General features: G+C 68.8%; 18 protein-coding genes. 9 read left to right on the top strand and 9 right to left on the bottom strand.

Going from position 1 to position 23,877, the window contains the following annotated elements; all coding sequences use genetic code 11:
* Positions 1–12: 12 nt before the first annotated feature.
* Positions 13–3,048 carry a ribonuclease E/G gene (locus tag TSO5_RS02700; RefSeq protein WP_109150125.1) on the bottom strand — a complete coding sequence of 1,012 codons (3,036 nt, stop codon included), beginning with the start codon at positions 3,046–3,048 and terminating at the stop codon, positions 13–15.
* 677 nt (positions 3,049–3,725) lie between these two features.
* Here TSO5_RS02700 and TSO5_RS02695 point away from each other — a divergent pair.
* On the top strand, positions 3,726–5,219 hold the full coding sequence (locus TSO5_RS02695; RefSeq protein WP_109150124.1) for an N-acetylmuramoyl-L-alanine amidase: 1,494 nt from the start codon (positions 3,726–3,728) through the stop codon (positions 5,217–5,219).
* 227 nt (positions 5,220–5,446) lie between these two features.
* Positions 5,447–7,984: a penicillin-binding protein 1A gene (locus TSO5_RS02690; protein WP_109150123.1), complete on the top strand. Its 2,538-nt coding sequence runs from the start codon at positions 5,447–5,449 to the stop codon at positions 7,982–7,984.
* A gap of 70 nt (positions 7,985–8,054) precedes the next feature.
* On the opposite strand, the gene TSO5_RS02685 is transcribed toward TSO5_RS02690, so the two are convergent.
* Both TSO5_RS02685 and TSO5_RS02680 read right to left on the bottom strand, forming a co-directional pair.
* Complete coding sequence (locus TSO5_RS02685) at positions 8,055–9,107, bottom strand: hypothetical protein (protein WP_109150122.1); 1,053 nt, start codon at positions 9,105–9,107, stop codon at positions 8,055–8,057.
* Positions 9,108–9,126: 19 nt separating this feature from the next.
* On the bottom strand, positions 9,127–10,563 hold the full coding sequence (locus tag TSO5_RS02680) for an MBOAT family O-acyltransferase (RefSeq protein ID WP_109150121.1): 1,437 nt from the start codon (positions 10,561–10,563) through the stop codon (positions 9,127–9,129).
* Between the two features lie 360 nt (positions 10,564–10,923).
* Between TSO5_RS02680 and prfB the strand changes: the two genes are divergently transcribed.
* A protein-coding gene (prfB, locus tag TSO5_RS02675) for a peptide chain release factor 2 (RefSeq protein ID WP_108546617.1) occupies positions 10,924–12,055 on the top strand; the annotation gives its coding sequence in 2 pieces (ribosomal slippage) (positions 10,924–10,992 and positions 10,994–12,055; 1,131 coding nt in all).
* A gap of 126 nt (positions 12,056–12,181) precedes the next feature.
* Entirely contained in the window at positions 12,182–12,493 is a 312-nt protein-coding gene (locus tag TSO5_RS02670) for a peptidoglycan-binding domain-containing protein (protein ID WP_109150120.1), read from the top strand.
* Positions 12,494–12,508: 15 nt separating this feature from the next.
* Here TSO5_RS02670 and TSO5_RS02665 read toward each other — a convergent pair whose 3' ends face one another.
* A complete protein-coding gene (locus TSO5_RS02665; RefSeq protein WP_109150119.1) occupies positions 12,509–12,745 on the bottom strand; it encodes a hypothetical protein in 237 nt (78 codons plus the stop codon).
* 203 nt (positions 12,746–12,948) lie between these two features.
* Positions 12,949–13,737 (bottom strand): trehalose-phosphatase, encoded by a 789-nt coding sequence (otsB, locus tag TSO5_RS02660; protein ID WP_109150118.1) that lies wholly within the window; start codon positions 13,735–13,737, stop codon positions 12,949–12,951.
* 471 nt (positions 13,738–14,208) lie between these two features.
* On the opposite strand from otsB, the gene TSO5_RS32090 reads away from it, so the two are divergent.
* On the top strand, positions 14,209–14,514 hold the full coding sequence (locus TSO5_RS32090) for a hypothetical protein (RefSeq protein ID WP_146203660.1): 306 nt from the start codon (positions 14,209–14,211) through the stop codon (positions 14,512–14,514).
* Between the two features lie 94 nt (positions 14,515–14,608).
* Here TSO5_RS32090 and TSO5_RS02655 read toward each other — a convergent pair whose 3' ends face one another.
* Both TSO5_RS02655 and TSO5_RS02650 read right to left on the bottom strand, forming a co-directional pair.
* On the bottom strand, positions 14,609–14,833 hold the full coding sequence (locus tag TSO5_RS02655) for a hypothetical protein (RefSeq protein ID WP_247870559.1): 225 nt from the start codon (positions 14,831–14,833) through the stop codon (positions 14,609–14,611).
* 193 nt (positions 14,834–15,026) lie between these two features.
* Positions 15,027–15,932 (bottom strand): ROK family protein, encoded by a 906-nt coding sequence (locus tag TSO5_RS02650; protein ID WP_109150116.1) that lies wholly within the window; start codon positions 15,930–15,932, stop codon positions 15,027–15,029.
* 218 nt (positions 15,933–16,150) lie between these two features.
* Here TSO5_RS02650 and TSO5_RS02645 point away from each other — a divergent pair, with 218 nt between their 5' ends.
* Positions 16,151–18,640 (top strand): ankyrin repeat domain-containing protein, encoded by a 2,490-nt coding sequence (locus TSO5_RS02645; RefSeq protein ID WP_109150169.1) that lies wholly within the window; start codon positions 16,151–16,153, stop codon positions 18,638–18,640.
* Positions 18,641–18,659: 19 nt separating this feature from the next.
* On the opposite strand, the gene TSO5_RS02640 is transcribed toward TSO5_RS02645, so the two are convergent.
* The gene (locus TSO5_RS02640; protein WP_109150115.1) at positions 18,660–20,354 is read right to left on the bottom strand and encodes a caspase family protein; all 1,695 of its coding nucleotides are present in this window, start codon (positions 20,352–20,354) and stop codon (positions 18,660–18,662) included.
* Between the two features lie 293 nt (positions 20,355–20,647).
* On the opposite strand from TSO5_RS02640, the gene TSO5_RS02635 reads away from it, so the two are divergent.
* The gene (locus tag TSO5_RS02635) at positions 20,648–20,911 is read left to right on the top strand and encodes a DUF3126 family protein (RefSeq protein ID WP_085088058.1); all 264 of its coding nucleotides are present in this window, start codon (positions 20,648–20,650) and stop codon (positions 20,909–20,911) included.
* 24 nt (positions 20,912–20,935) lie between these two features.
* On the opposite strand, the gene TSO5_RS02630 is transcribed toward TSO5_RS02635, so the two are convergent.
* A complete protein-coding gene (locus TSO5_RS02630) occupies positions 20,936–21,565 on the bottom strand; it encodes a hypothetical protein (RefSeq protein WP_109150114.1) in 630 nt (209 codons plus the stop codon).
* A gap of 671 nt (positions 21,566–22,236) precedes the next feature.
* Between TSO5_RS02630 and TSO5_RS02625 the strand changes: the two genes are divergently transcribed.
* Positions 22,237–23,013 carry an ABC transporter ATP-binding protein gene (locus TSO5_RS02625; protein ID WP_199230791.1) on the top strand — a complete coding sequence of 259 codons (777 nt, stop codon included), beginning with the start codon at positions 22,237–22,239 and terminating at the stop codon, positions 23,011–23,013.
* Entirely contained in the window at positions 23,006–23,869 is an 864-nt protein-coding gene (locus TSO5_RS02620) for an ABC transporter permease (RefSeq protein WP_109150112.1), read from the top strand. The genes TSO5_RS02625 and TSO5_RS02620 overlap by 8 nt, the downstream gene beginning before the upstream one ends.
* The last annotated feature ends 8 nt before the right edge of the window (positions 23,870–23,877 follow it).

Raw genomic sequence — 23,877 nt, 5'->3', positions numbered from 1 at the left:
GGGCCGTTGGGCTTACCGCTTCCACCAGCCGCGGCGCGGCTTGGCATTCGCCTCGTCCTCGTCACCGGCGGGAGCCGGCTCGTTGGCGGGTTCGGCGGCCGGAGCGGGCTGAGGCACCGGAGCTGGCGCGGCAACGACCGGCGCGGCCTCCGCCGGAGCCTCGGCAGCGGCCTTGCGCTTGCGCGACGCCTTCTTGGCCGGAGCCTTGTCGGTCGCGACTTCCGCCGGGGCTTCGGCGGCGGCAGCGGCCTTGCGCTTGCGGCCCTTGGCCGGGGCTTCGGCAGCGGCCGGAGCGGCCACGGGAGCGGCCTCCACCGGGGCTTCGGCGGCAGCCTTGCGCTTGCGCGAGGCCTTCTTGGCCGGCGCGGCTTCGGCAGCGGCTTCCGCCGGCGCTTCGACCGCAGCGGCGGCCTTGCGCTTGCGGCCCTTGGCCGGGGCTTCGGCAACTGCCGGAGCGGCCATGGGGGCAGCCTCGGCCGGAGCCTCGGCAGCGGCCTTCCGCTTGCGCGACGCCTTCTTGGCCGGAGCCTTTGCCGCGGCGGCTTCGGCCGGAGCCGGAGCGGTCACCGGCGGCTCGGTGGCGGTCACCGGAACCGGAGCTTGCTCGACCGCCGGGGCCGTATCGCCGGCCAGGATCCAGTCGAGGTCGCTCGCCTCGGTCGGAGCCGGGGCCGGGGCCGGAGTGGCCTGAACCGGAGCGGCGGGTTGCTCGGAACCGGCCTCCTCGCCGCCCTCCAGGCCTTCCGCACCCTCGCGGCGCGACCGGCGACGGCCACCGCGCTTGCCGCGGCGGCGCTTCTTGCGGCCTTCGCCGTTGCGCTCGCCGGCGTCGGCGCCGGTTTCGTCCTCACCGTCCTCATCCTCGTCGTCGCCTTCGCCTTCGGCTTCAGCCGACTCGGCGTCGGGTTCGGAGATGGCGGCACCGGGGATCGCCTCGGCGGCAATCGGCAGAACGGTCTCCTCGGTCTCCTGACCGGCTTCCTCCGTCTCGCCCTCGCCCTCGGCGGTGTCGCCCTCGGCCCGGCCTTCCTCGCGGTCACGGCCACGGCCGCGACGACGACGACGGCGACGACGGCGGTCCTCGCCATTGCCATCGCCGTTGGTCTCGGCACGCTCGGCGGTCTCCTCGACCTGGGCGGCTTCGACCTCGGCTTCCGGCTCCTCCATCGGCTGGACCGGCTCGGCGGCGAGCGCGCGGTCGGTCTCGGCCATCACGCGGTCGGCGCTGACCAGCGGGCCTTCCTCGTCGGGCAGGCGGGCCTTGTTGCGCTCCAGACGGTGGTCCGGGGCGATCAGGGTATCGTCGGCCTGGACCATGACGCTGAAGGCATGACGCTCTTCGATCTTGGCCAGCTCACCGCGCTTCTGGTTGAGGATGTAGAGCGCGATGGAGGTCGGCACGTAGATGGTGATCTCGGCCGACCGCTTGCGGATGCCCTCTTCCTCGATGGCGCGCAGGACGTGCAGCGAGGCGGATTCGACCGAACGGACGACACCGGTGCCCGAGCAGTGCGGGCAGCGCTCGAAGTTGGTCTCCAGCAGCGACGGGCGCAGACGCTGGCGCGACAGCTCCAGCAGGCCGAAGGCGGAGATGCGGCCGAGCTGGATGCGTGCCCGGTCGTTCTTCATCGCCTCCTTCATGCGGCGCTCGACGGCGGCGTTGTTCCGCGGCTCCTCCATGTCGATGAAGTCGATGACGATCAGACCGGCCAGATCGCGCAGACGCAGCTGGCGCGCCACCTCGTCGGCGGCCTCCAGGTTGGTCTTGTAGGCGGTTTCCTCGATGTTGCGCTCGCGGGTCGACTTGCCGGAGTTGACGTCGATGGAGACCAGCGCCTCGGTCGGGTTGATGACGATGTAGCCGCCGGAGCGCAGCTGCACCACCGGGCTGTGGATGGCGTCGATCTGCGTTTCCACCTGATAGCGGTGGAACAGCGGGATCTGGCTGTCGCGGTACAGCTGGACGCGCTGGGAGTGGCCCGGCATCAGCATGTCCATGAACTCGCGCGCCGTGCGGAAGCCGGCCTCGCCCTCGACCCAGATCTCGTCGATGTCGTTGGCGTAGAGATCGCGGATCGACCGCTTGATCAGGTTCGCCTCTTCATAGATGAGGCAGGGCGCCGACGACTTCAGCGTCTGTTCGCGGATGTCGTCCCACAGGCGCAGGAGATATTCCAGGTCGCGCTTGATCTCGGGCTTGGAACGTTCCAGCCCGGCGGTGCGCAGGATGACCGCCATGCCATCGGGAATGTCGAGGTCCGACAGGATTTCCTTCAGGCGCTTGCGGTCGGCCGGGTTGGTGATCTTGCGGGAAATCCCGCCGCCGCGGCCGGTGTTGGGCATCAGGACGCAGTAGCGGCCGGGCAGCGACAGGTAGGTGGTCAGCGCCGCACCCTTGTTGCCGCGCTCCTCCTTCGTCACCTGCACCAGCATGACCTGCCGGCGCTTCACCACTTCCTGGATCTTGTAGGAACGCAGCGGGCGCGAACGGCGGCGCTGGGTCTCGGCCTCTTCATCCTCGTCGCCGCCGACCATGTCGGGGCTGTCGGCGGACTGTGCGGCGCCCTCGGTCTGGGCGGCCTGCTCGTCACCGGACTCGGTGTCTTCGCCGTTGTCGTCGCCGTCTTCCTCATCCGACGCCTCGGGCGCGATGGGGGAGGGCATCGGCGACCATTCCTCGACGATCTGCTCGGGGCGGATCGGTTCGCCCATCACGGCGCCGTCGGCGGCGGCCTCGGCCCGGGCTTCCGCCTGCTCTTCCAGCCGGCGCTCCTCGGCCAGCAGGGCCTCGCGGTCGGCGATGGGAATGCGGTAATAGTCGGGATGGATTTCGGAGAAGGCGAGGAAGCCGTGGCGGTTCCCGCCATATTCCACGAAGGCCGCCTGAAGCGAAGGCTCGACCCGCGTCACCTTCGCCAGGTAGATGTTGCCCTTCAGCTGCTTGCGGCTGGCGATCTCGAAATCGAGTTCTTCCAGCCGGTTCCCATTGACCACGGCAACCCGGGTTTCTTCCGGGTGCGTGGCGTCCACCAGCATGCGCTTGGCCATATACGGTCCTCAACGGCGCGACCCAGGGAACCCGCGCGACCGGTCGGGCCGCCTGGACGCAGCGTCTGTTGTGGGCGAAGCATACGGCACGACGGACCGGAACCGTCGAACGGCGCTGACGAGAGCAGCCAGGACGGCCCGGTCGACACGCGCCGGGCTGCCGCCTTGCGGCCACAGCCAGCTTCGAGGTTTCGTCCTCTCACCGCCAATCCGAACGCGCCACCCCGCGACGTCCCTCCGGCGCGGATGGCCGGACAGGCGGTGTCGGGGGCGACGCCGCAGCCCCTTGGTCGGCCCCGTGACCGGCGATCGGCTGATCCTGGGAGGTTGGTCCCGGCATCAGCGAATCGGCGCTCACCTTGGGAGTCCGACCCGAATCTGGCGAATTGCGGTCTGTCGCAAAGATACCATAGACAAGCGATCCCTCTTGCACAACGCGGAAATGCGCCGATTCGGCGAACAAGTTCGTCGCGGGGAAGCGGAGGGGCGTGCTTCCACCATGGCAGCCCGTCCCGACATGGCCGCCGCCGCGCTCACGCTCACTGTTGCAGGAACGGCACCCCCGTCCGGAATTGACTCAAGCTCTGACGATCCGCGTTGAGAGCGTTGAATTGGCTAGGCTATAGCTGAGCGTCCGTTGCCTTGTTTTGTGCCCCTTCAGCCGCCGAGGAGTCTCGATGCCACGGCCGCCCAGCCCGACCACAGCCGCCGCTCCAGCCACCGCTTCGCCCCATCGGCTGGTGATGCGCGTTCTCGGTGCGGTTCTGCCGGTTCTGCTGGCGCTGGTGCTGATCGGCTTCGGGACGGCCGCCATTGCGCGGGCGCAGACCACCGCGGCCCTGCCGTCGGCGCCGCCGCGCACGGCGGTGGTCGATGCCAGGCTGGGCATCCATCCGGACAAGACCCGCTTCGTGCTGGAGCTGAGCGACGCGGTGTCCTTCACCGTGTCGATGGCCGCCGATCCCTACCGCGTCATCATCGATCTGCCCGACCTGATCTGGCCCGGCGGCGCGCTGCCGGTGGAGGGCAAGGGGGTGGTCGCGCGCTACCGCCATGCGGCGGGCGGCCCGCGCGGCACGCGCCTGACCTTCGAGACGGTCGGCCCGGCCCGGCTGCGCGAGGGCTACATGATCCCGGCGCGGGACGGTCACCAGCCGCGCCTCGTGCTCGATCTGGAGAAGACCACCCCGGCGGAGTTCCGGCAGCTTGCCGCCGCCACGGCGGGGAACGACGCCGTCGGAGAGTTCGGGACCAAAAGCCCGCTGACGATGAGTTCGATCGTCGCGTCGGCAATGGCGATTCCGACGCCGCAGCCGTCCCCGCAGCCGGCCGCTCCCGAGTCGACCACCCCGTCCGCCGTCACCGCCCCGCCGCCCTTCGCGCCGCTGCCGCCGATCCCGCCGGCCCAGCTGATCCCGGCCGCGCTGCCCGTTGCCCCGCCGCTGCCGGACAACAAGCCGCCGACGGTGGCGGAAAAGCCGCTGATCGTGCTCGACCCCGGCCATGGCGGCCAGGACCCCGGCGCCATCGGCGTCGGCGGCATCTATGAGAAGGACATCACGCTCGCCACCGCCAAGGAGGTGAAGCGCCAGTTGGAGGCGACCGGCCGCTACCGGGTGAAGCTGACCCGCGACAGCGACGTGTTCATCCGCCTGCGCGACCGCGTCTCCATCGGGCGCGAGGCGGGCGCCGACCTGTTCATCTCGCTGCATGCCGACAGCATCAGCAGCGGCGACATTCGCGGCATGTCGATCTATACCCTGTCCGACAAGGCGTCCGACCGCGAGGCGGAGATGCTGGCTGCCAAGGAGAACCGGGCCGACGCCCTGGTCGGGCTCGACCTGTCGGGCGAGAACAAGCTGGTCGCCAACATCCTGATCGATCTGGCCCAGCGTGACGCCATGAACCATTCGAAGCGGTTCGCCACGCTGGCGCTGCAGAATCTCGGACGCGACGTGCCGCTGATCCCCAACCGGCCGCACCGGCAGGCCGGCTTCGCCGTGCTGACCGCGCCCGACGTGCCGTCGGCGCTGATCGAGATGGGATACCTGTCGAACCAGCGGGACATCAAGCTGCTGACCTCCTCCGGCCACCGCGAGCGTCTGGGCAAGGGGCTGGCCCGGACCATCGACGCCTATTTCCGCTGGCTGCACGGCACGCAACGGAGCTGAAACGCGGCCGGGCTGCCGGAATACTGACTGCCCGAATACCCCCTTTGCGCCGGCGCCTTCTTGCGGGCGCCCTCTGCGTGTCACATTTTCCTGACATGACGGGAACGAGGGCGGCACTTCGCACCGCGGCGGTGTAGGATGCGCCGCCCTGTCAGGCGCACCTGCGATCCGGATCCATCGGAACCGAACCGCGGGCGCGCCGTTCGTCGTCTCTTGCGGGATCGGTCATGCGCCTTCTTTTGTCCTTGCTGATGGCCTTCGTGATGCTGGCTCTTGCCGGCGCCGGGGGGCTGGTCTTCCTGTTCGAGCATTACGACCACGACCTGCCCGACTACACCAAGCTGGCCAATTACGAGCCGCCGGTGACCACGCGCATCTATGCCGGCGACGGGCGCCTGATGGCGGAATTCGCATCGGAACGGCGCATCTTCGTGCCGATCGACGCCATGCCGCGTCAGGTCATGAACGCCTTCATGGCGGCCGAGGACAAGAATTTCTATGGCCACCAGGGCGTCGATCCGATTGGCATCCTGCGTGCGATTCTGACCAACGTCGAGAATTTCGGCCGCGACCGCCGTCCGGTCGGCGCCAGCACGATCACGCAGCAGGTCGCCAAGAACATGCTGCTGACCAACGAGGTCTCCTTCGCCCGCAAGATCAAGGAGGCGATCCTGGCGATCCGCATCGAGCGGACCTTCAGCAAGGATCGCATCCTGGAGCTGTATCTCAACGAGATCTTCCTGGGGAACCGGTCCTACGGCGTGGCGGCGGCGGCACTGAACTATTTCAACAAGGCGCTGGACGAGCTGAGCATCGAGGAGGTCGCCTTCCTGGCGGCCTTGCCCAAGGCGCCCTCCAACTACAACCCGGACCGCCAGCATGACGCCGCCGTCGCCCGCCGCAACTGGGTGATCGGCCGCATGGCGGAAGACGGCTACATCACGCCGGAGGAGGCGAAGGCCGCGCAAGGGCGGCCGCTGGTCACCCGCAAGCGCGACGAGCAGGAGGTGGTGACCGCCGAGTATTTCTCCGAGGAGGTCCGGCGCGAGCTGGTGAAGCTCTACGGCGAGCAGGCGCTGTATGAGGGCGGGCTGTCGGTTCGCGCCTCGATGGACCCGACGCTGCAGGTGACCGCGACCAAGGCGCTGCGCGACGGGCTGATCGCCTACGACCGCCGCCATGGCTGGCGCGGCCCGGTCGCCAAGATGGAGAATTTCGACAACTGGCCGAAGAAGCTGGCCGCCCTGCCGCCGCCCGCCGGATCGGAAGGCTGGAAGATGGCGGTCGTGCTGAAGGACGACCAGTCGGACGGGCTGGACATCGGGTTGACAGACGGCACCCGTGGCCGCATTCCGCTGTCCGAGCTGCGCTGGGCCCGCGCCTCCAAGGATGGCGACGTCGCCGGCCCGGCGATCCGCAAGCCGTCCGACGTCGCCAAGCTGGGCGACGTCCTGCTGGTCGAGCCGCTGAGCGGCCCGTCGAAGGACGAGGACGAAAAGCCGGCCAAGAAGGGCGACAAGTCCGCGCCCAAGGAACTGCCGCCGAACAGCTACGCTCTGCGCCAGATCCCGCAGGTGCAGGGCGGCCTCGTCGCGCTCGATCCGCACACCGGCCGCGTGCTGGCGATGGTCGGCGGCTTCTCCCCCGCCATGAGCGTCTTCAACCGTGCCACCCAGGCGCTGCGCCAGCCCGGTTCGTCCTTCAAGCCCTTCGTCTATCTGACGGCGCTGAACCAGGGCTTCACCCCGTCGTCGCTGGTGATGGACGCGCCCTTCTCCTTCGACCCGGGTGGCGGGCAGCCGGTCTGGCGGCCGGAGAACTACAGCCATGAATTCTACGGCCCGACCCCGCTGCGCGTCGGCATCGAGAAGTCGCGCAACGTCATGACCGTCCGCCTGGCCCAGCAGATCGGCATGGACAAGGTCAAGGCGCTGGTCGAGAAGTTCGGCATCGTCGACAACCTGCAGCCCTACCTGCCGATGTCGCTGGGTGCCGGCGAGACGACGGTGCTGCGGCTCGCCACCGCCTACGCCATGCTGGACAATGGCGGCAAGCGGGTGGTGCCGACCTTCATCGACCGTGTGCAGGACCGGAACGGCAAGACCATCTTCCGCCACGACAACCGTGCGTGCGAGGGCTGCAACAACGTCGCCTGGAAGGACGGAATGGCGGTGCCGGCGGTGCCCGACACCCGCGAGCAGGTGAACGACCCGCGCACCACCTACCAGATCGTCTCGATCCTGGAAGGCGTGGTCCAGCGCGGCACCGCGGCCGCGCTGCGCTCGCTGGGCAAGCCGCTGGCCGGCAAGACCGGCACCACCAACGACAGCCACGACGCCTGGTTCATGGGCTTCTCGCCCGATCTGGTGGTCGGCACCTACATCGGCTTCGACCAGCCGCGCTCGCTGGGCGGCCACGAGACCGGCGGGTCCGCCGCGGTGCCGGTGTTCAAGGAGGTCATGCAGGTGGCGTTGAAGGACAAGCCGGCGACGCCGTTCCGCGTGCCGCCCGGCCTGCGCCTCGTCCGCGTCAACCCGGCCAACGGCCAGTTGGCCCAGCCGGGCGACAACCGCGCCATCTGGGAAGCCTTCCTGCCGGGCACCGAGCCCAACCCCGACCAGCCGCAGGTGGTTCTGGACGGTTCCTCGCAGGCTTCCGGCGCCATGATGGGCGATCCGAACGCCACAGGCGGCTTCGGCTCGCAACAGCCGGGCGTGCCGGCCCCGCCGGCCGCGGCGACGCTGGGAACCGGCGGGCTCTACTGAGCCAAAGAAAGAGGGGCGCCCATTATGGACGCCCCTTTTTTGTATTCGCTACGAAACGATGCCGTCGTGGTCAGTGCGTCGAACCCATTGCCGACAGCGAGGCCAGTGCGTCCACCGGGCAGGTTCCGAGCGGGCGCAAGGCGGGTTCCAGTGCGGCGAACATCGCGCGCACGCCGTCCTCGTTGACGTGCAGGGCGTCCATGAACAACTCGTCCTTGTCCACGGCGCGGCGGGCGTCGACCACGATGACGCCGGCGGGCAGGCGGCTTTTCAGCTCGGCGAAGAAGGCGTCGAAATTCCTCAGCTTGCCGGCATAGGTCGGGAAATAGGGGGTGATGACCACCGCCACCCGGGTGCCGTGCGCCTGGGCGCTGCGGATGATGTGGTCCAGCGCCTGCCAGTTGACGTCGGCGGCGGTCATCACCTCCTCCGGCGCGGCGGCGAGTTGGATTTTCATCGGTTCGGGTATGGCGCCCACCAGGGTGCGGTCGGCGGCGGGCTTCACCAGACCGGCGATCAGCCGCATGGTCTGGTTGTTGTTGAAGGTCATCAGGTGGAAGGCGTGGTTGGCCATCCACAGCTCCTCGTTCTCCTGCCGGACGAAGGCGTCGATGCGCGGCGAGTAGTAGGCCAGCAGCGGCAGGTCGGCGAGGTCGTGCGGATTGTCGACCACGCCGGTCGGCTCCAGCACCAGCAGGCGCGGCGCGCCGTGGCGTTCGACGTAATCCTCCCACAGCAGGGCCGACAGCACGGTCGGCGCCCCGCCCATCCCCAAATTCAACGCCCGGCCACAGGTCATGTCCTGCAGGGCGGAGACGGGGAAATGGTTGTCCGCCCGCGAGTTGCCGAGCACCAGCACGTCGGCCGGCCCGCGAACCGGGCGCGGCTCGGATTTCAGGGCGGCCTTTACCAGTAGGGGACTCGGCTGCTGCTCCTTGTCGACGGGCGGCTTGGCGTGCGGCTTGATGCCCGGCCTTTCGGCTTCCGGTTCGAACGGGCGGTAGATCGCCATGAAACGGTCGCTGGAGCGCAGCAGCAGGCCGCCCAGCGCCGACGCCAGGACCCGGTCCATCGCCGTGACGGTGGCGAGGATCAGTACGATGCAAGCCAGAAGGCGATACATGGGAGGGGGCTCCGTCCGGTCAGAACTGGAAGTAGATGAAGGCGTGGTTGGCGAAGCTGCCGAACAGCAGCATCACCAGGATCAGGGCGGAGCAGGCCATCGACCGCACCACCACATTCATCCCGGCATAGCGGCGGCCGGCCCCTCGCTCGATCATTGCGTCGACCATCAGCACGATCAGGCCGGTGACGGCGACGCGCAGAAGCGAGCTGGCCTGCTGGTTGCCCTGCTGAAGCCCGAAATCGCCGTCAGCGATGATGCCCAGGATGGTCCAGACCGTGTGCAGGTTGTCGGCGCGGAAGGGCAGCCACGTCAGCGTCACCACGGCGAAGACCAGCCCGATCATCACCAGCCGCCCGGCGGCCAGCACCGTACCGCTGAGCCGCACCGGGCTGAGGACGGCCAGCCGGCGGGCGCCGTCCTCCACCAGCATCAGCCCGCCATGCAGTGCCCCCCACAGGACGAAGGTCCAGTTGGCGCCGTGCCACAGGCCCGAGATCAGCATGGTGATGACGACGTTGCGGATGCGCAGCCAGCGCGTGCGGCTGCCGCCCATCGGCACATAGACGTAGTCGCGGAACCAGGTGGACAGCGAGATGTGCCAGCGCCGCCAGAAATCGCGCATGCCGGTGGCGAAATAGGGCCGGGCGAAGTTCTGGCACATGGTGTAGCCGAAGATCTGCGCCAGTCCGATGGCGATCAGCGAATAGCCGGCGAAGTCGCCGTAGATCTGCAGCGAGAAGCAGATGAGCCCGATCACATGCTGGAGCGCGTTGAAGAACTCCGGCTGGTGGAAGCGGGCATCGACCACCACGGCGGCGTTGTCGGCCAGCCCGATCTTCAGGAAATAGCCCCAGATCACCTTTTCCAGCCCGGCGAAGCGCTCCTCGAACGGGATGTCGCGCGGGCGCTCTTGGATTTGCGGCAGCAGGTCGCGTGCCCGCACGATGGGGCCGGCCACCAACTGCGGGAAGAAGGCGACGAAGCTGGCATAGCGCGTCAGCGAGCGTTCCGGCTGCTTCAGCTCGCCGGTGTAGAGATCGATGCCGTAGCTGAGATTCTGGAAGGTGTAGAAGGAGATGCCGACCGGCAGCAGGATGTCGAGCGTCCGCCGCCCGATCTCGATCCCCAGCGAAGCGAGCGCCACCTCGGCGCTGTCGGCGAAGAAGTTGTAGTATTTGAAGAAGAACAGCATGCCCAGGTTGGCCCCCAGGCTGATGAACAGATACATCTTCTTGGTGCTGCGGTCGGGCGCATCGGCGATCTTCAACCCGCAATAGAAGTCGATGAAGGTGCTGAGCGCCAGCAGGCCGCAGAACCGGTAGTCCCAATAGCCGTAGAAGATGTAGCTCGCCACCAGCAGGAAGGGGGTGAAGGCGCGGGTGCGGGCCAGCGCCATGAAACCGGCGCTGAACACGGTGATGAACAGCAGGAAATTCAGGCTGGTGAAGCTCATCGTGCCCCCGGCAGAGGTGGTCGCGCGTCCTTGCATCCGCGCAGGAATGGCCATGCGCAGAAACGCGCAAAAAAGGCGCGGAACGACGCCGACCGTAACCTCGATTTCGGGAATTCCCGGCCTCCGCGGTAGGGTTGTGCGGCCGGATTTGGGACGTACTCTGAAATGAGCCGGACCGATGATCCCAAACGGTTAGGACCTCCAAGCAGGGGCTGGGCCATACACGAAAGTGGCAAGCCCTCCCATTGCGGGCTTCCGGTTGGCCTGCCCGCGGTCATTAAGAGGGTGCAAGGCGGGGAACGAGCGGCTACATATGCAGCCGACAAACCCTTCAACTCTGGCTGACGAGGAGGCACCGCCATGCGGGCCGAGATCGAAGCGGCCGCCGGCGAGATCAGAGAATCGCTGGCGCTGCTGAGGAGGCATCTTTGACTGGGACAATGCACTGCGGCGTCTCGACGAACTGAACAACCTCGCGGAGGATCCCAAGCTTTGGGACGACCCGACGCGGGCCCAGACCATCATGCGCGAGCGCACCCAGCTCGACACCTCCGTCGCCGGGTATCGGGCGCTGGAGCGCGATCTGTCCGACAGCCTGGAGCTGATCGAGATGGGCGAGGCGGAAGGGGACGCCACCGTCGTCGCCGATGCCGAGGCCCAGCTCTACGGCCTGCGCGACCGCGCCAACAAGCTGCAGATCGAAAGCCTGCTGTCGGGCGAGGCCGATGCCAACGACTGCTTCGTCGAGGTGAATGCCGGCGCCGGCGGCACGGAGGCCCAGGACTGGGCGCTGATGCTGATGCGCATGTACACCCGCTGGGCGGAACAGCACGGCTACAAGACCGAATGGCTGGACGAGACGCCGGGTGAAGAGGCCGGCATCAAGTCGGCCACCGTGCAGATCAAGGGCCACAACGCCTATGGCTGGCTGAAGACCGAGGCCGGCGTGCACCGTCTGGTGCGCATCAGCCCGTTCGACAGTCAGGCGCGGCGCCAGACCAGCTTCGCCGCCGTCTCGATTTCCCCGGTGATCGACGACAAGATCGACATCGAGATCAACGAGAAGGACTGCCGCATCGACACCTACCGTGCGTCGGGCGCCGGCGGCCAGCACATCAACAAGACCGACTCGGCGGTGCGCATCACGCACATCCCGACGAACATCGTGGTGAGCTGTCAGCAGGAACGGTCGCAGCACAAGAACCGCGCCAAGGCGTGGGACATGCTGCGTGCCCGCCTGTACGAGCGCGAGCTGAAGATCCGCGAGGATGCCGCCGCCGCGCTGGAAGCCACCAAGACCGACATCGGCTGGGGCCACCAGATCCGCTCCTATGTCCTGCACCCCTACCAGATGGTGAAGGATCTGCGGACGGAAGTGGAGACCTCGCAGAGCCAGGCGGTGCTGGATGGTGCGCTCGATCCCTTCCTGGAGGCGGCGCTCGCTTCCCGGATCAAGGGCCAGAGCGACGACGCGCACGCCGCCGGGGGCTGACGGGTCGGAACGAAAAAAGGGCGGTCGCTTGCGGCCGCCCTTTTTGATTCCCAGCATTCTGGAATGCAAGGCTGGGCTCGGCTGTTTCAACAGGCTGCGGCCCCAACGATCTGGAGCAACCGATCCATGAACAGACTTCTTCTTCCGGCCCTGTGCGGCGCCATGCTGCTGGCGACCCCGGCCTTTGCGGCCTGCGAGACCGACAATCTGCCGGACGAGATGCGCCAGGCATTCATCTCCGGCGCACAGGAGGCGTTGAACGAGCACGGCTTCAACGCCGGAACGGTCGACGGCAAGATGGGATCACGCACCCGCACGGCGATCCGCTCCTACCAGCGCGCAGCGAAACTGCCGGTCGACGGCTGCGCCACCCAGGGGCTTCTCGACCACCTGAACTTCAGCCAACCCAAGATCTACGGGCCGAACAAGCCGCGCTGACCCGGGTTTATCGTCTCAGGCCAGCATGTCGAGAAGGCGGCGGCTGTTCTCCTGCGTCGCCTGGAGCACCTTGGCGTTCGCGGCGAAATCCACTTGGGCGGAGGTCAGGTCCAGCACCACCGCCGGGTCCAGGTTGCCCGCCGCGATCTGCTCCGACGCCGCATCGGTCCGCGCCTGCGCGTCCTGCAATCCGTCGAGCGCGCTCGCCTGTGGCCGGTAGGGCGTGGCAGTTGTGGCCGATCCGATGTCCATGACGCGCTGTCCGGCTGGTTGAACGGTCAGGATAGCGGGCTGACGGTTTAGGGTTGGTGAATGGGGAAGGCGTCGGCTGGCGAATGCCCCCTCCCTAACCCTCCTCCACCTTCGGTGGGAGAGGGGACTGCCGCCGCTTCGCATAAGGCACCCTCTCCCTCGAAGAGGGGGAGGGTTGGGGAGGGGCAGCGGCCGAAGCGACCTCACCCCTCCGCGAGCCAGTCCGCCAGCCGCCCCAGGAACGCCGTGGCCTCCGCCGGATCGTGCAGGCTCCAGGTCGCCGCGGTCTCGGCCGGGCTTTCCATCACCCGGATGCCGACACCGCGGCCGGCCAGCGCGCGGAAGGCGTCCTCGTCCGTCTCGTCATCGCCGAGATAGATCGGCAGGGTGCCGTTTCCCTCCAGCCCCAGCGTCTCCAGCAGGGTGATCACGGCGCGGCCCTTGTCCCAGGGCAGGTTGGGGCGAAGCTCGAACAGTTCCTTGCCGCCGGTCATGCGCAGGCGCGGTTGCGCTCCCGCCACTGTGCGGACGGCTTCGCCGACCTGCGGCTTGTCGGGCGGGGCGACCTGCCGGGTGTGGATGGCGATGGCGAAGCGCTTGCGCTCCACCAGAGCGCCGGCGATGCCGCCGAGCCGGTCACGCAGAAGCCGTTCGGCCGTGTCGAGGTCGGGAACATACTCCACCCCCACCTGCCGGCGCAGGTCCGGACCGCGCAGGTCGAAGCCGTGGCTGCCGGCATAGACCAACCCCTCCACCGCGACCATCGCCGTAAGATCATCCAGGTCGCGCCCGCTGACGAAGGCGACCGGGCAGAGGGCCGACAGCCGCTGCACCACCGCGCGCGCCTCGTCCGGCATCACCGCCAATTCGGGGCGCGGCGCGATGGCGGCCAGCGTTCCGTCATAGTCGAGGAACAGGGCGGGGGTGCGTCCGTCCAGTGCCGCGGTGAAAGCGTCGAATTCCGTGAAAGCGGATGGGGGGAAGAGGGTCAATGCTGGCTCCTCGCGCCGCTGCCTGTCGGGATGCGGCGGCTGACCGGAGCCGGCACGCCGCAGGTGAGTAACGGGCGGGAGGAGAAGACGGCCAAAGGCCCGAAATTAGGAGCGGGCTCGATGTGGCCGATCAGCAACAGGTCCCGCCAAAAGCTGCGGCCCCACGCAGGGGCCGGCTTTGGGGGTTGCAGGACCCCCGGGTTCTGATACTGTTGCAGTGCAGCAAGCGATTGCTGCTTCGCCCTTCTTGGGCGTTTCCTCCCTAAACTCAAGGCCGCTGACTTCAGCGGCCTTTTTCTTGCCAGAAAGCCCCCGGGGAAGGCAACCCCTGAAAAAAGTCATAGCGCTGCGGTTTTTCCATCTGGAATCCGTAGTTTAAGGGGGACGGGCCGCCGCTTGGGCGTGGTCGGCCATCGGTGCCGGCGGTTCGGCTGGGCAAGAAAATTCTTTGCTTACAAAGAGTTGAGCTGATTGGCGGCGGCCATCCGCGGCTGGCCGTTGGGGTTGGCGGCCGTGGAGCCGCTCCGGATTCGGGCGCTGTCCGGACCATGGACGCTGTCGGTCCAGCGGAATTTTTTGTGCGGATCGGCTGTCAGGCTGGGCTGGGGGGTGAAAAACCGCCGCAGGGGAACGGAAGCACTGCCACCGGCCGGCGAACTGTCGTATAGATCGACGCGAAACGCCTATCCGCCGTCATCCACAGGAGTCGTTCCCATGGACATCGCCATCATGGTCCTCGCCGTCGCTTTCTTCTTCTGGCAGACCATCACCGACTGAGCAGGCCACTGCCGTCGGACGAACGAAAAGGGCGGCCCGTGTGGCCGCCCTTTTTCATGTCGTCTTTCATGTCGTCAACCGGCTTACCGGCGGGTCAGTCGGCAGCGATCGGCGGCTCCAGCCGGGCATGGGTCGATGCGATCAACTGCAGCGTCTCCATGATCGACCCGATCGCCTCGTGCAGATCGGCCTGCTCGTCGCCGGGCAGTCTCGCCAGCACCGTCTCCAGTTCGACGGCAGCGTTCTGCAGGCTGGCGCAGGCATGCTCCAGATGGCGTCCGGTGCCCTGACTTGCATCAGGGTCATTTGCAGAATGCAAACGCGCTGCCGGTTTTCCGGCCCGCGTCGCGTTCCGGTTTGCAAAATGCAAATGGACGCTGTTGCCCGCAGCCCGCGTCCCCACTTTTTTCCGCATCATGGGCGTACCCCCGTTCGGTCCGACCGGAGAATGCGCAAGTCCCGTGCCACTCCGTGACCGTTGGTTGCGGTCGCCGTCGCAGAGGTGGTGACGCTCAGTCCGGCCACAAGCGGGCGGCGCCGCGCATTCCGCTTTCGGCACCATGGCGGGCGACGGCCATCCGGGTGCGCGGCTCGGCCGCCAGCGTCCAGGCGCCCCAGCGCCGCGTCACCGCTTCGCACAGGCCGGGCAGCGCGGACAGGCCGCCGCCGACCACCACCATGTCCGGGTCCAGCAGGTTCAGCACCGGGGCCAGCGCCCGGGCCAGCGCGTCGGCATGCCGGGCCAATGTTCCGGCCGCGGCGGCATCGCCGGCCAGGGCGCGGGCGGCGATCTCCGGCGGGTCCAGCGCCTCGCCGGTCAGATGGCGGTGCAGGCGCGTCAGACCGGCGCCGCACAGCACCGTCTCCAGGCACCCCGTCTTGCCGCAGCCGCAGGGCACCGGCGGGCCGTCGGCCTCCTCGCGCCAGGGAAGCGGCGCATGGCCCCATTCGCCGGCAAGCCCGTTGGCGCCGGGCAGGATGCGGCCATCGATGACGATGCCGCCGCCGACCCCGGTGCCGAGGATGATGCCGAACACCACCGAGGCGCAACCGGCCGCCGCGCCGTCGGTCGCTTCCGACAGGGTGAAGCAGTTGGCGTCGTTGGCGATCCGCACCGGCCGGCCGATCCGCCGGGCCGCATCCTCGGCGAAGGGACGGTTCTCCAGCCAGGGCAGGTTCACCGCGCGCACCCGCCCGGCGGCGGCATCGACCACACCGGGAAGGCTGATGCCGACGCCACGCGTGTCGCCAGCAGGAATACCGGCAGAAATGAGGGCGGCCACCGTCTCGGCCAGCGCATCCAGCGTGGCGTCGTAGCCGCGCGGGGTTGGGCGGCGATGGCGGGCGAGTTCCGTCCCGTCGCGATCCAGCGCCACGGCGGCGATCTTGGTGCCGCCCAAATCGATTCCGAGTCGCATGCCTGCCGCCGTCCGGATGGGGGAAGATGACCGATTTTCGGGGGCAACCCTATACCGCTCCCCCGATCGGCGGGCCAGGGATGCTTTCGTGCCGGAAGGGTCAATCCACCCACCCCGGAAGAGAAGGGGTAACCGCCCTTTGCCCCGTCGGGGCTTGCGGGGGGCATCACTAGAGTCTCATGAGCGCACCCTTCACTGATCGGCGTCTTGAGATGTCCATGGACCGTTCTGCCCCGAAACATACTTCGCGCGCCCGGCGCGCCGCTCCGGGCCACCACGATCCCGTTTCCGAATCCGCCGGCGCCACGGCGGCCGAGATCCGTGATGGACTGGTTCTCGCCTTTCTGGCCCGCAAGAGGCTGCTGGTGCTGGTGGGAGATGCCGGGTCGGGCCGTCCCGCGCTGTTCCGCCAACTGGTCGAGCATGTCGAGGCGGACGGCGCCATGGCGTTGCCGGTCGCGGCGTCGCTCGGCGCGGAACTGGAGGATCTGGTCGCTGCCGCCGGCACCGGCGCGCTGCCCGATCTGGCCGCCGGGGAGGAGGGCGGCGAGGTCGATTTCGACGCCCTGATCGCCGCGCTGGAGGAAAGGCTGGAACTTGCCGGCTCCGGGCTGCTGGCGGTGGACAACGCCGCCGTGCTGGCGCCGCCGGTGCTGAGCGATCTGGTCGAACTGACGCGGGCGGAAACGCCGTCCGGCCGCTTCATGCAGGTGCTGCTCTGCGGCACTCCCGAACTGGAAGGAACCTTGGCGCGGGCCGGGCTGACCGATGTGCTGCGCGACATGGGCGTGATCTACCGGATGTCGCCCGGCGGGAACTTTGCCGACGAGTCGCAGGATGCCGCCGTATCGCCGCCGGCGCCGCGTCCGGTGCCGATCCTGGCGCCGCCGCCCCAGTCGGCGGCGATTCCGCCCGCGAACGACTGGTCGGTGGGTGAGCGGCAGGAAGACCGGGCGCAGGACCCCCGCTGGTCGGGCGATCAGGAATGGAGCGACCGCGATCCCGGACCGATGGCCGGTGCGGAGGGGCCGGTCGCCGACTATCGTGACCGGGGGTACCCGGGTTTTGGCCAGGGCCAGACGATGCGGGCGCCGCGGCGGACCGGGCTCTATGCTGGAGCGGCGCTGACCACCCTGGTCCTGCTGGGAGCCGCAGGCGCCGCCATCGCCACCGCGATGCCTGGCGCCTTCCCCGACCGGGCGCTGGCGATGGTGGAGGAGGGGTGGGTCCGGGCGCGCGATGCGGTCGAGCGGACGGTGCTGGGCCTGACCGGTGGCGAGACTCCGGCGGTCAGCCAGCATGCCGCCGCCGATACCGGCACGACCGCGCCCGGTGCCGTCCCGTCGGTGCCGGCAGCTTCCGTTCCTGTGGCGCCCGCCGCTTCGTCCCCGACGTCGACACCGCCCGCCGCGACGGCACCCGCACCGCGTCCGGCCGCCACGGCCGATGCTCAGAAGACGCCGGCCCAGAGCGCGCAGACGCCTGCGAGCGGCACCCAGACGGTGGCGAAGGCGGCGGTGCTCGCCTCGACAGCCACTCCGCCGGCGGTGACGCCGGTCGAGACCGCGGCATTGCCGCCGGCCCAGTCGCAGCCGCAGTCACAGCCGTCTGCCGCCGCCAAGCCCTCCGCCCCGGCGGGCAATGCGGAGGCGGCGCCGGGCGTGGCCTCGCTGCCGCCGCTGGAGGACCCGTCGGCCACACCTGCCGTTCCCGCCGTGCCGCAGGTCGCTGTTCCCGACGCCGACACCGCCCAGCGCGTGCGCAGCATGGTCGATCAGGCCCGCCGCCAGATCGCCGGCAAGCGCCTGACCACCCCGCCCGGTGACAACGCCTTCGAGACGGTGCAGCGCATCCGCCAGATCGCGCCGTCGGCGCCCGAGGTGGCGGAACTGCTGACCACCATGGAGGACACCTATCGCCGCTGGGCGATGATGGCGGAGCGCGACGGCGACTGGTCGGAGACGAAACGCTTCTACGAGCGGGCGCAGATGATCTCGCCCGCCAGCCCCGATCTGGCCGAACGCATCCGCGCGGCGGGGGAGCAGCGGGCCTACGCCGGCCCCTCCAACGGCCCTTCCACTGGCACCGCGTCCGGAACCGGCGGCGGAAGTTCCGCGGCGCCGGTGAAGGCGACTCCGGGTCTGGGCGACCGCGAATCGGTGCTGGCCCTGCTGCGCAACCCGGCGGAACTGTCGCGCACGCTGCAGGCCGGGGCCAGTCCGGATACGCGGCTGGAGAATGGCAAGACCCTGCTGATGATCGCCGCCGAACAGGGGCTGACCGACGCGGTGCGGGTGTTGCTGGACCGTCATGCCCGATCCGATCTGCGCACCTCCGATGGCGCCACGGCGGTGATGTACGCCGCCTGGGGCGGACATGATGCGGTGGTCCGCGCGCTGGCCGACGGCGGCGCCGATCTCGACACCACCAACAGCGACGGCAAGACCGCGCTGATGGCCGCCGCCGCCCGTGGCCACCAGGACGTGGCGCGCACGCTGATCCAGCATGGGGTGATGGTCGACCGCACCACAGCCTATGGCTGGTCGGCGCTGATGTACGCCGCCAACAACGGGCACGAGGCGGTGGCCAAGCTGCTGCTCGACAGCGGCGCCAACCCCTACCGCATGGACGCTAACGGCAACTCCGCCCTGACGCTGGGCGCGCTGCAGGGCCATGTGCAGGTGGTGGAGGCTCTGAAGCCGCGCTGATCCCCGCTCGGCGGTGGTCTTACTGGTCCAGGCGGACGGAGCCGCGCCACAGGCCGGCGCTCTGTCCGCCATTGGCGTAGTGGAAGACACCTGGCCCGTCCGGCTGGCCATCGCGGAAGCGCCCGGCGAACCGGCTGCCGTCGGTGAAGGTCATCACGCCATAGCCTGACATCAGGTCGCCCGACCATTCCCCTTCATAGGTCTGGCCGTTGGCGAAGTGGTAGACACCCGCCCCCTGGCGGATCGGCCGGCCGAGCCCCGAACCGGAGGACGGCTGCGCCCAGGTTCCTTCGTAACGGTCGCCGCCTGAGAAGCCGTAGCTCCAGTATCGGCTGTCGGGACGGCCGCGCGCCCGATCCGCGGCGGTGCGGGCATCACCCAGCGCGCGCATCGCCTGCTGCTCCGCTTCCACCGCCGGGCTGTCCGGGACAGTGAAGCCGGTGCCGGGCGGCGCGGTCGGGAAACTGCGCGGCTGCTCCGTCCGGATGGGATCAGAATTGCCGGTGGCCGGCGGCTCCATCCCTTGCTCCATCCCGGGATCGCCGAAGGAGGGGCTGGCCTCCACCGGACCACGGGCGCGGGCGGCGAGCGGCGACGGGTCGGCCCAGCGGGTGGCCAGCACGCCGGCGGTGAGATAGCCGGTCCTTCCGGCCGGATCGCGCACGCGCAGCCAGCTTCCTTCCGGCACAGCCTCCAACACCGTCACCATGCTGCCGGCTGACAGCTGTGCGACGCCGCGCGCACCGACAGCCGGCCGGTCGAACAGGGTGCTCGACTTCGCCATCTCATATTCGCCGGGCGGAAGGCTTGGGGTGGTTACCGCCGGCGGTTCCTTGGCCGGTGGTTCCTTTGCCGGAGGGGGAGTGGACGCCGCTGGCGGGGTGGCCGGCGGTTTGGCGGGCGCCGATGCCACGGCCGGCACCAGCACCAGATTGCTGCCCAGCCGGTCCTGCAGCCAGGGCAGTTGCCGGCCGTCGCTGCGTTCGGCGACGGCGCGCGCCACCTCGGCCAGCGAATCGCGGAAGGCGACGCCGGGCTTGACCATCTCGCGCGCCAGCGCGGCGGTGAAGGGATCGGGACCCTTGCCCGACTTGGGCGGTGCCGGCGGCACGCCCGGACGGTGGGCGTAGACGACGAACAGGCCGTCCGCCTCGATCGGCGTGCCCAGCGCGCCGCCGCCGACCCGCTGGGCCAGCGCCTCGGCGATGCCGGGGTCGATCACCACCACCGCCTTGCGTCCGCTGTCCCGCAGGTCGCTCAACACGGTGTCGAGGTCCAGGGCGGCGCGCGGCAGGTCCTCCGCACCCGTGGGCGCGGCGTCGGCCGGCAGCAGGAACTCCCGCTCCCCCAGTCCGACGGCGAGGCCGGTGTAATAGACGAAGCCGAGGTCGGCACCGGACAGCGCCTCGCGGAAGCGCTCCAGGGCCGATTCCATGGCGATCCGCCCGACATTGTCGGCCCGCGTCACCGAGAAGCCGGCGTTGCGCAAGGCCGACGCCATGGCCGAGGCATTGGCGGCAGCCTGGTCCGACCGGCCGTCGAGTGCCGTGTAGCGGCCATTGTCGATGACCAGCGCCACACGCTTTCCATTGTCCGCCAGCGCGCCGCCGAAGGGCAGGGCGGCCAGCAGCGCCGCCGTGAGGACGGTTGCTTCAAGGCGACGCCTCCATCCTCCTGTCTTGCGGCGGGTGGCATTGCTTGCAGTCGGGGTCATCGTCACGGCGTTCCATCCTTCGTCTGCGCGGCAGCCTCCGGCACGGGCATGATCCTATGCGCCGCCCGATGCCGGGTTGCGTACCGCCGCCGGGAGCATAGCCTTTTCCACCAGTCGGGAACCCCGCTCTTTCGGGGCGGCGGACTGTGCCGGCGTTACCCCGCGTGGACGATGGGCGGAGCCGGAGCAGGCGCCGGGTCTCCGGCGGGAGGGAGGAGATCCGGCGAGGTATCGCTTTCCCTTCGCGGCGAAGCCGCCTATATGACGCTCCTTCGCAGACAACGAGGTTCGCCATGCCGCCCGCCAAGCCGTCCGTCGTCCGGATGTCCGACACCGAAATCGCCCGCGTGCAGATGTACCTGCGCAAGACGCTGGGCAATCCGAAGATCGTGATCGAGCCGCCGGCGAAGGCCGGCCAGTCGGCCGAAGTGACGGTGGATGGCGAGTTCTTCGGCACGCTGAATCGTGACGAGGACGAGGGCGAGGTGTCCTATGCCCTGAACGTCGTCATCCTGGAAGAGGATCTGCCGGAGCCGCCGGCCATTCCGCGCCGCTGATCACGCCGGTCTTTTCCTGACGCCCTAGCGGCTGTGAGCGCGAAGCTCCGCCGCCAGGGCGGCCAGCAGGGTCTGCCCGCCCGACAGGGTCAGGCCGCGCACCAGAACGATCGCCTTGTGCCCGCCGCGCCGGTGCATGACCAGCCGCACGTTGCGGCTGCCCGCCGCCTTCAGTTCCGCCTTCACCGCATCGTTGGGCGCGACGTTGCCGGCGACGAGGTTCATCTCCGCCTTGTGGCCGTAGTCGTGCGCCGGATCGATCCAGGCGACGAACAGCGGCTTGCCGCCCACCATCGGGTACAGCGCCAGATCGCGGATCGTCTCATGCGCATGGATGCGTGAACCGTCCACCGTCAGCCCGCGAGCCGTCACGCCCAGCCGCACGGCCCGGCACTGGACCGTCTCGGTCAGCATCACCACCCACAGCAGCAGCACCGGAACCGCGCAGAAGACCGCCAGCCATTGCAGCATGCCGGCCAGTTCGTCGGGCGCCAGACCTGCCCCGGCGATGAAGCCGGTGGCCAGAAGCCCCGCGATCAGCAGATAGCGCGTGCGGATCACCGGGGTCAGCACCGGGGTCGCCACGAACACGGCACCGGCCGCGCCGTCCTCGCGCGTGATCTCAAGGCTGGGGGGCGGCTTGGCGGCGGGCATGTCTCAAGGGTGTTGCGGTAAAGGGGCGTGATCCTGTTCCGGCATGGTGCCGCCCGTCCAGTTCTTTCACCCATCTCCCTTCGATGGACGGCCCGCACCCGCGGAGCGTGTCGCGCTTGTGTCGCCCTTCGCTCGTGCCTTGAAAATGGCGGGGGGCGTGGTAATCTCGGGGGCAGGAGGTGACGCGAGCCGCTTCCTGAATGGCGGGACCGGTTTCCCGGCCCCACCATCTTTGGCTTACCTGTCCTGGTCCGTGTTGAAGCCCGCTTCGAACTCGAACTTCAGCTTGAACCAGAAGCGGCCAAGCCACTTCAGGAATTTTCTCACTCGCGTCACCTCCTTTCGGTTGCCTTTCACGCGTGATGCGCGTCCGGCAGCGCGAGAATACCGCGCACGCATGTGCATGCCAATGTCGCTTCGGCGAAGATTTCCCTTAAAGTTGCGTTCTGATGTCCTCGGGCAAGAGGGCTGGGCTTTTGCAACCCTGGCGCCTCAATCGGAGGGGTGATAGTTTGCGAGGCGGACGATTCTGACCGAACCGTCAAGTCCGCTCCCCAAATCCGAGCTGTGAAGGACCGCCGCCCGTGACCTTCCCCAATCCGCTCGATGTCCGGGAAGCGACCGCTGCCCGGCAAGGCTCGGACCAGGCCGCTTCTTCGGCCGCGTCCCCGGTGGTCGTCGAGGCGCGCAAGCTTTCGCTGGTCTATCCCACGGCGGATAAGCCGGTCACGGCGCTCAGCGAGGTCGATTTGACCATCGCGCGGGGCGATTTCGTTTCCCTGATCGGTCCCAGCGGCTGCGGCAAGACCACCTTGTTGCGGGTGATCGCCGATCTGGAGCGGCCCACCTCCGGTCATGTCGCCATCGAAGGCATGACGCCGGAGCAGGCGCGCCTGAAGCGGCTCTATGGGTATGTGTTCCAGGCGCCGGCGCTCTATCCCTGGCGGACGGTGGAGCGCAATGTGATGCTGCCGCTGGAGATCATGGGGCTTCCCAAGGCCGAACGTCAGCAGCGCGCCCGCGAACAGCTTGAGCGCGTCGGCTTGGTCGGCTTCGAGCGCAAGTTCCCCTGGCAGCTCTCCGGCGGCATGCAGCAGCGCGTATCCATCGCCCGCGCCCTGGCCCTGCAGCCCGACCTGCTGCTGATGGACGAGCCGTTCGGCGCGCTGGACGAGATCACGCGCGACCATCTGAACCTGCATCTGACCCAGCTTTGGCGGGCGACCGGCAAGACCTGCGTCTTCGTCACCCATTCCATTGCCGAGGCGGTGTTCCTCTCCACCCGCATCGTTGTCATGAGCCCGCGCCCCGGCCGTATCCTCGACGTTATCGACTGCGATTCGCTGCCGCGTGAGCGCACGCTGGACATCCGCGAGTCGCCGGAGTTCGCCGCCATCGCCCACCGCGTGCGCGAGGGGCTGAAGGAAGGGCACAGCTACGATGACTAAGCGCGCGCTTCCCGTGACGGTGATGACGTTGCTCCTGCTGGCGGCGTGGTATGTCGGGGCGGCGTGGCTGAACTGGCCGCAGGCGGTGGAGACGCTGGCCCGTGCCGGCAAGCCCACGGCCTTCGGTGACGTGCTGGCCCAGGCCTATGCGATGAAGCGGCCGATCCTGCCCACCCCCGATCAGGTGGTGGTGGAGTTGTGGAAGTCGCTGACCGGCTATGCGCCGACCAGCCCGCGCAACCTGCTGTTCCACACCTGGGTGACGACGAAGGCGGCATTGACCGGGCTGGCGATGGGGCTGGTTCTGGGCATTCTGCTGGCCGCCGGCATCGTCTACACCCGCACGCTGGAAGCCAGCCTGCTGCCCTGGGTGATCGCGTCGCAGACCATCCCGATCCTGGCCATCGCGCCGATGATCGTCGTCATTCTCGGCAACATCGGGCTGACCGGTCTGCTGCCGAAGGCGGTGATCTGCATGTATCTGTGCTTTTTCCCGATCACGGTGGGCATGGTGAAGGGGCTGCGCTCGGCCGATCCGCTGTGGCTCGATCTGATGCGGACCTATTCGGCGAGCGGGATGCGGGCCTTCTGGTCGCTGCGGCTTCCGGCGTCCATGCCCTTCCTGTTTGCCAGCCTCAAGGTATCGGTCGCCATCAGCGTGGTCGGCGCCATCGTTGGCGAGCTGCCGACCGGCGGGCAGGCCGGGCTGGGGGCGCGGCTGCTGTCCGGGTCCTATTATGGGCAGACCGTGCAGATCTGGGCGGCGCTGATCATGGCCTCGCTGCTGTCGGTGGCGTTGATCGGGGTGGTGCGCGGGCTGGAACTGGTCCTGCTTGGCCGGGCGGGTGCGCGATGAGCGAGGCT

The organism is Azospirillum sp. TSO5, from assembly GCF_003116065.1.
Taxonomy (GTDB): Bacteria; Pseudomonadota; Alphaproteobacteria; order Azospirillales; family Azospirillaceae; genus Azospirillum.
The sequence above is the reverse complement of the archived record's forward strand: the minus strand, read 5'-3'. Positions and strand labels throughout refer to the sequence as shown.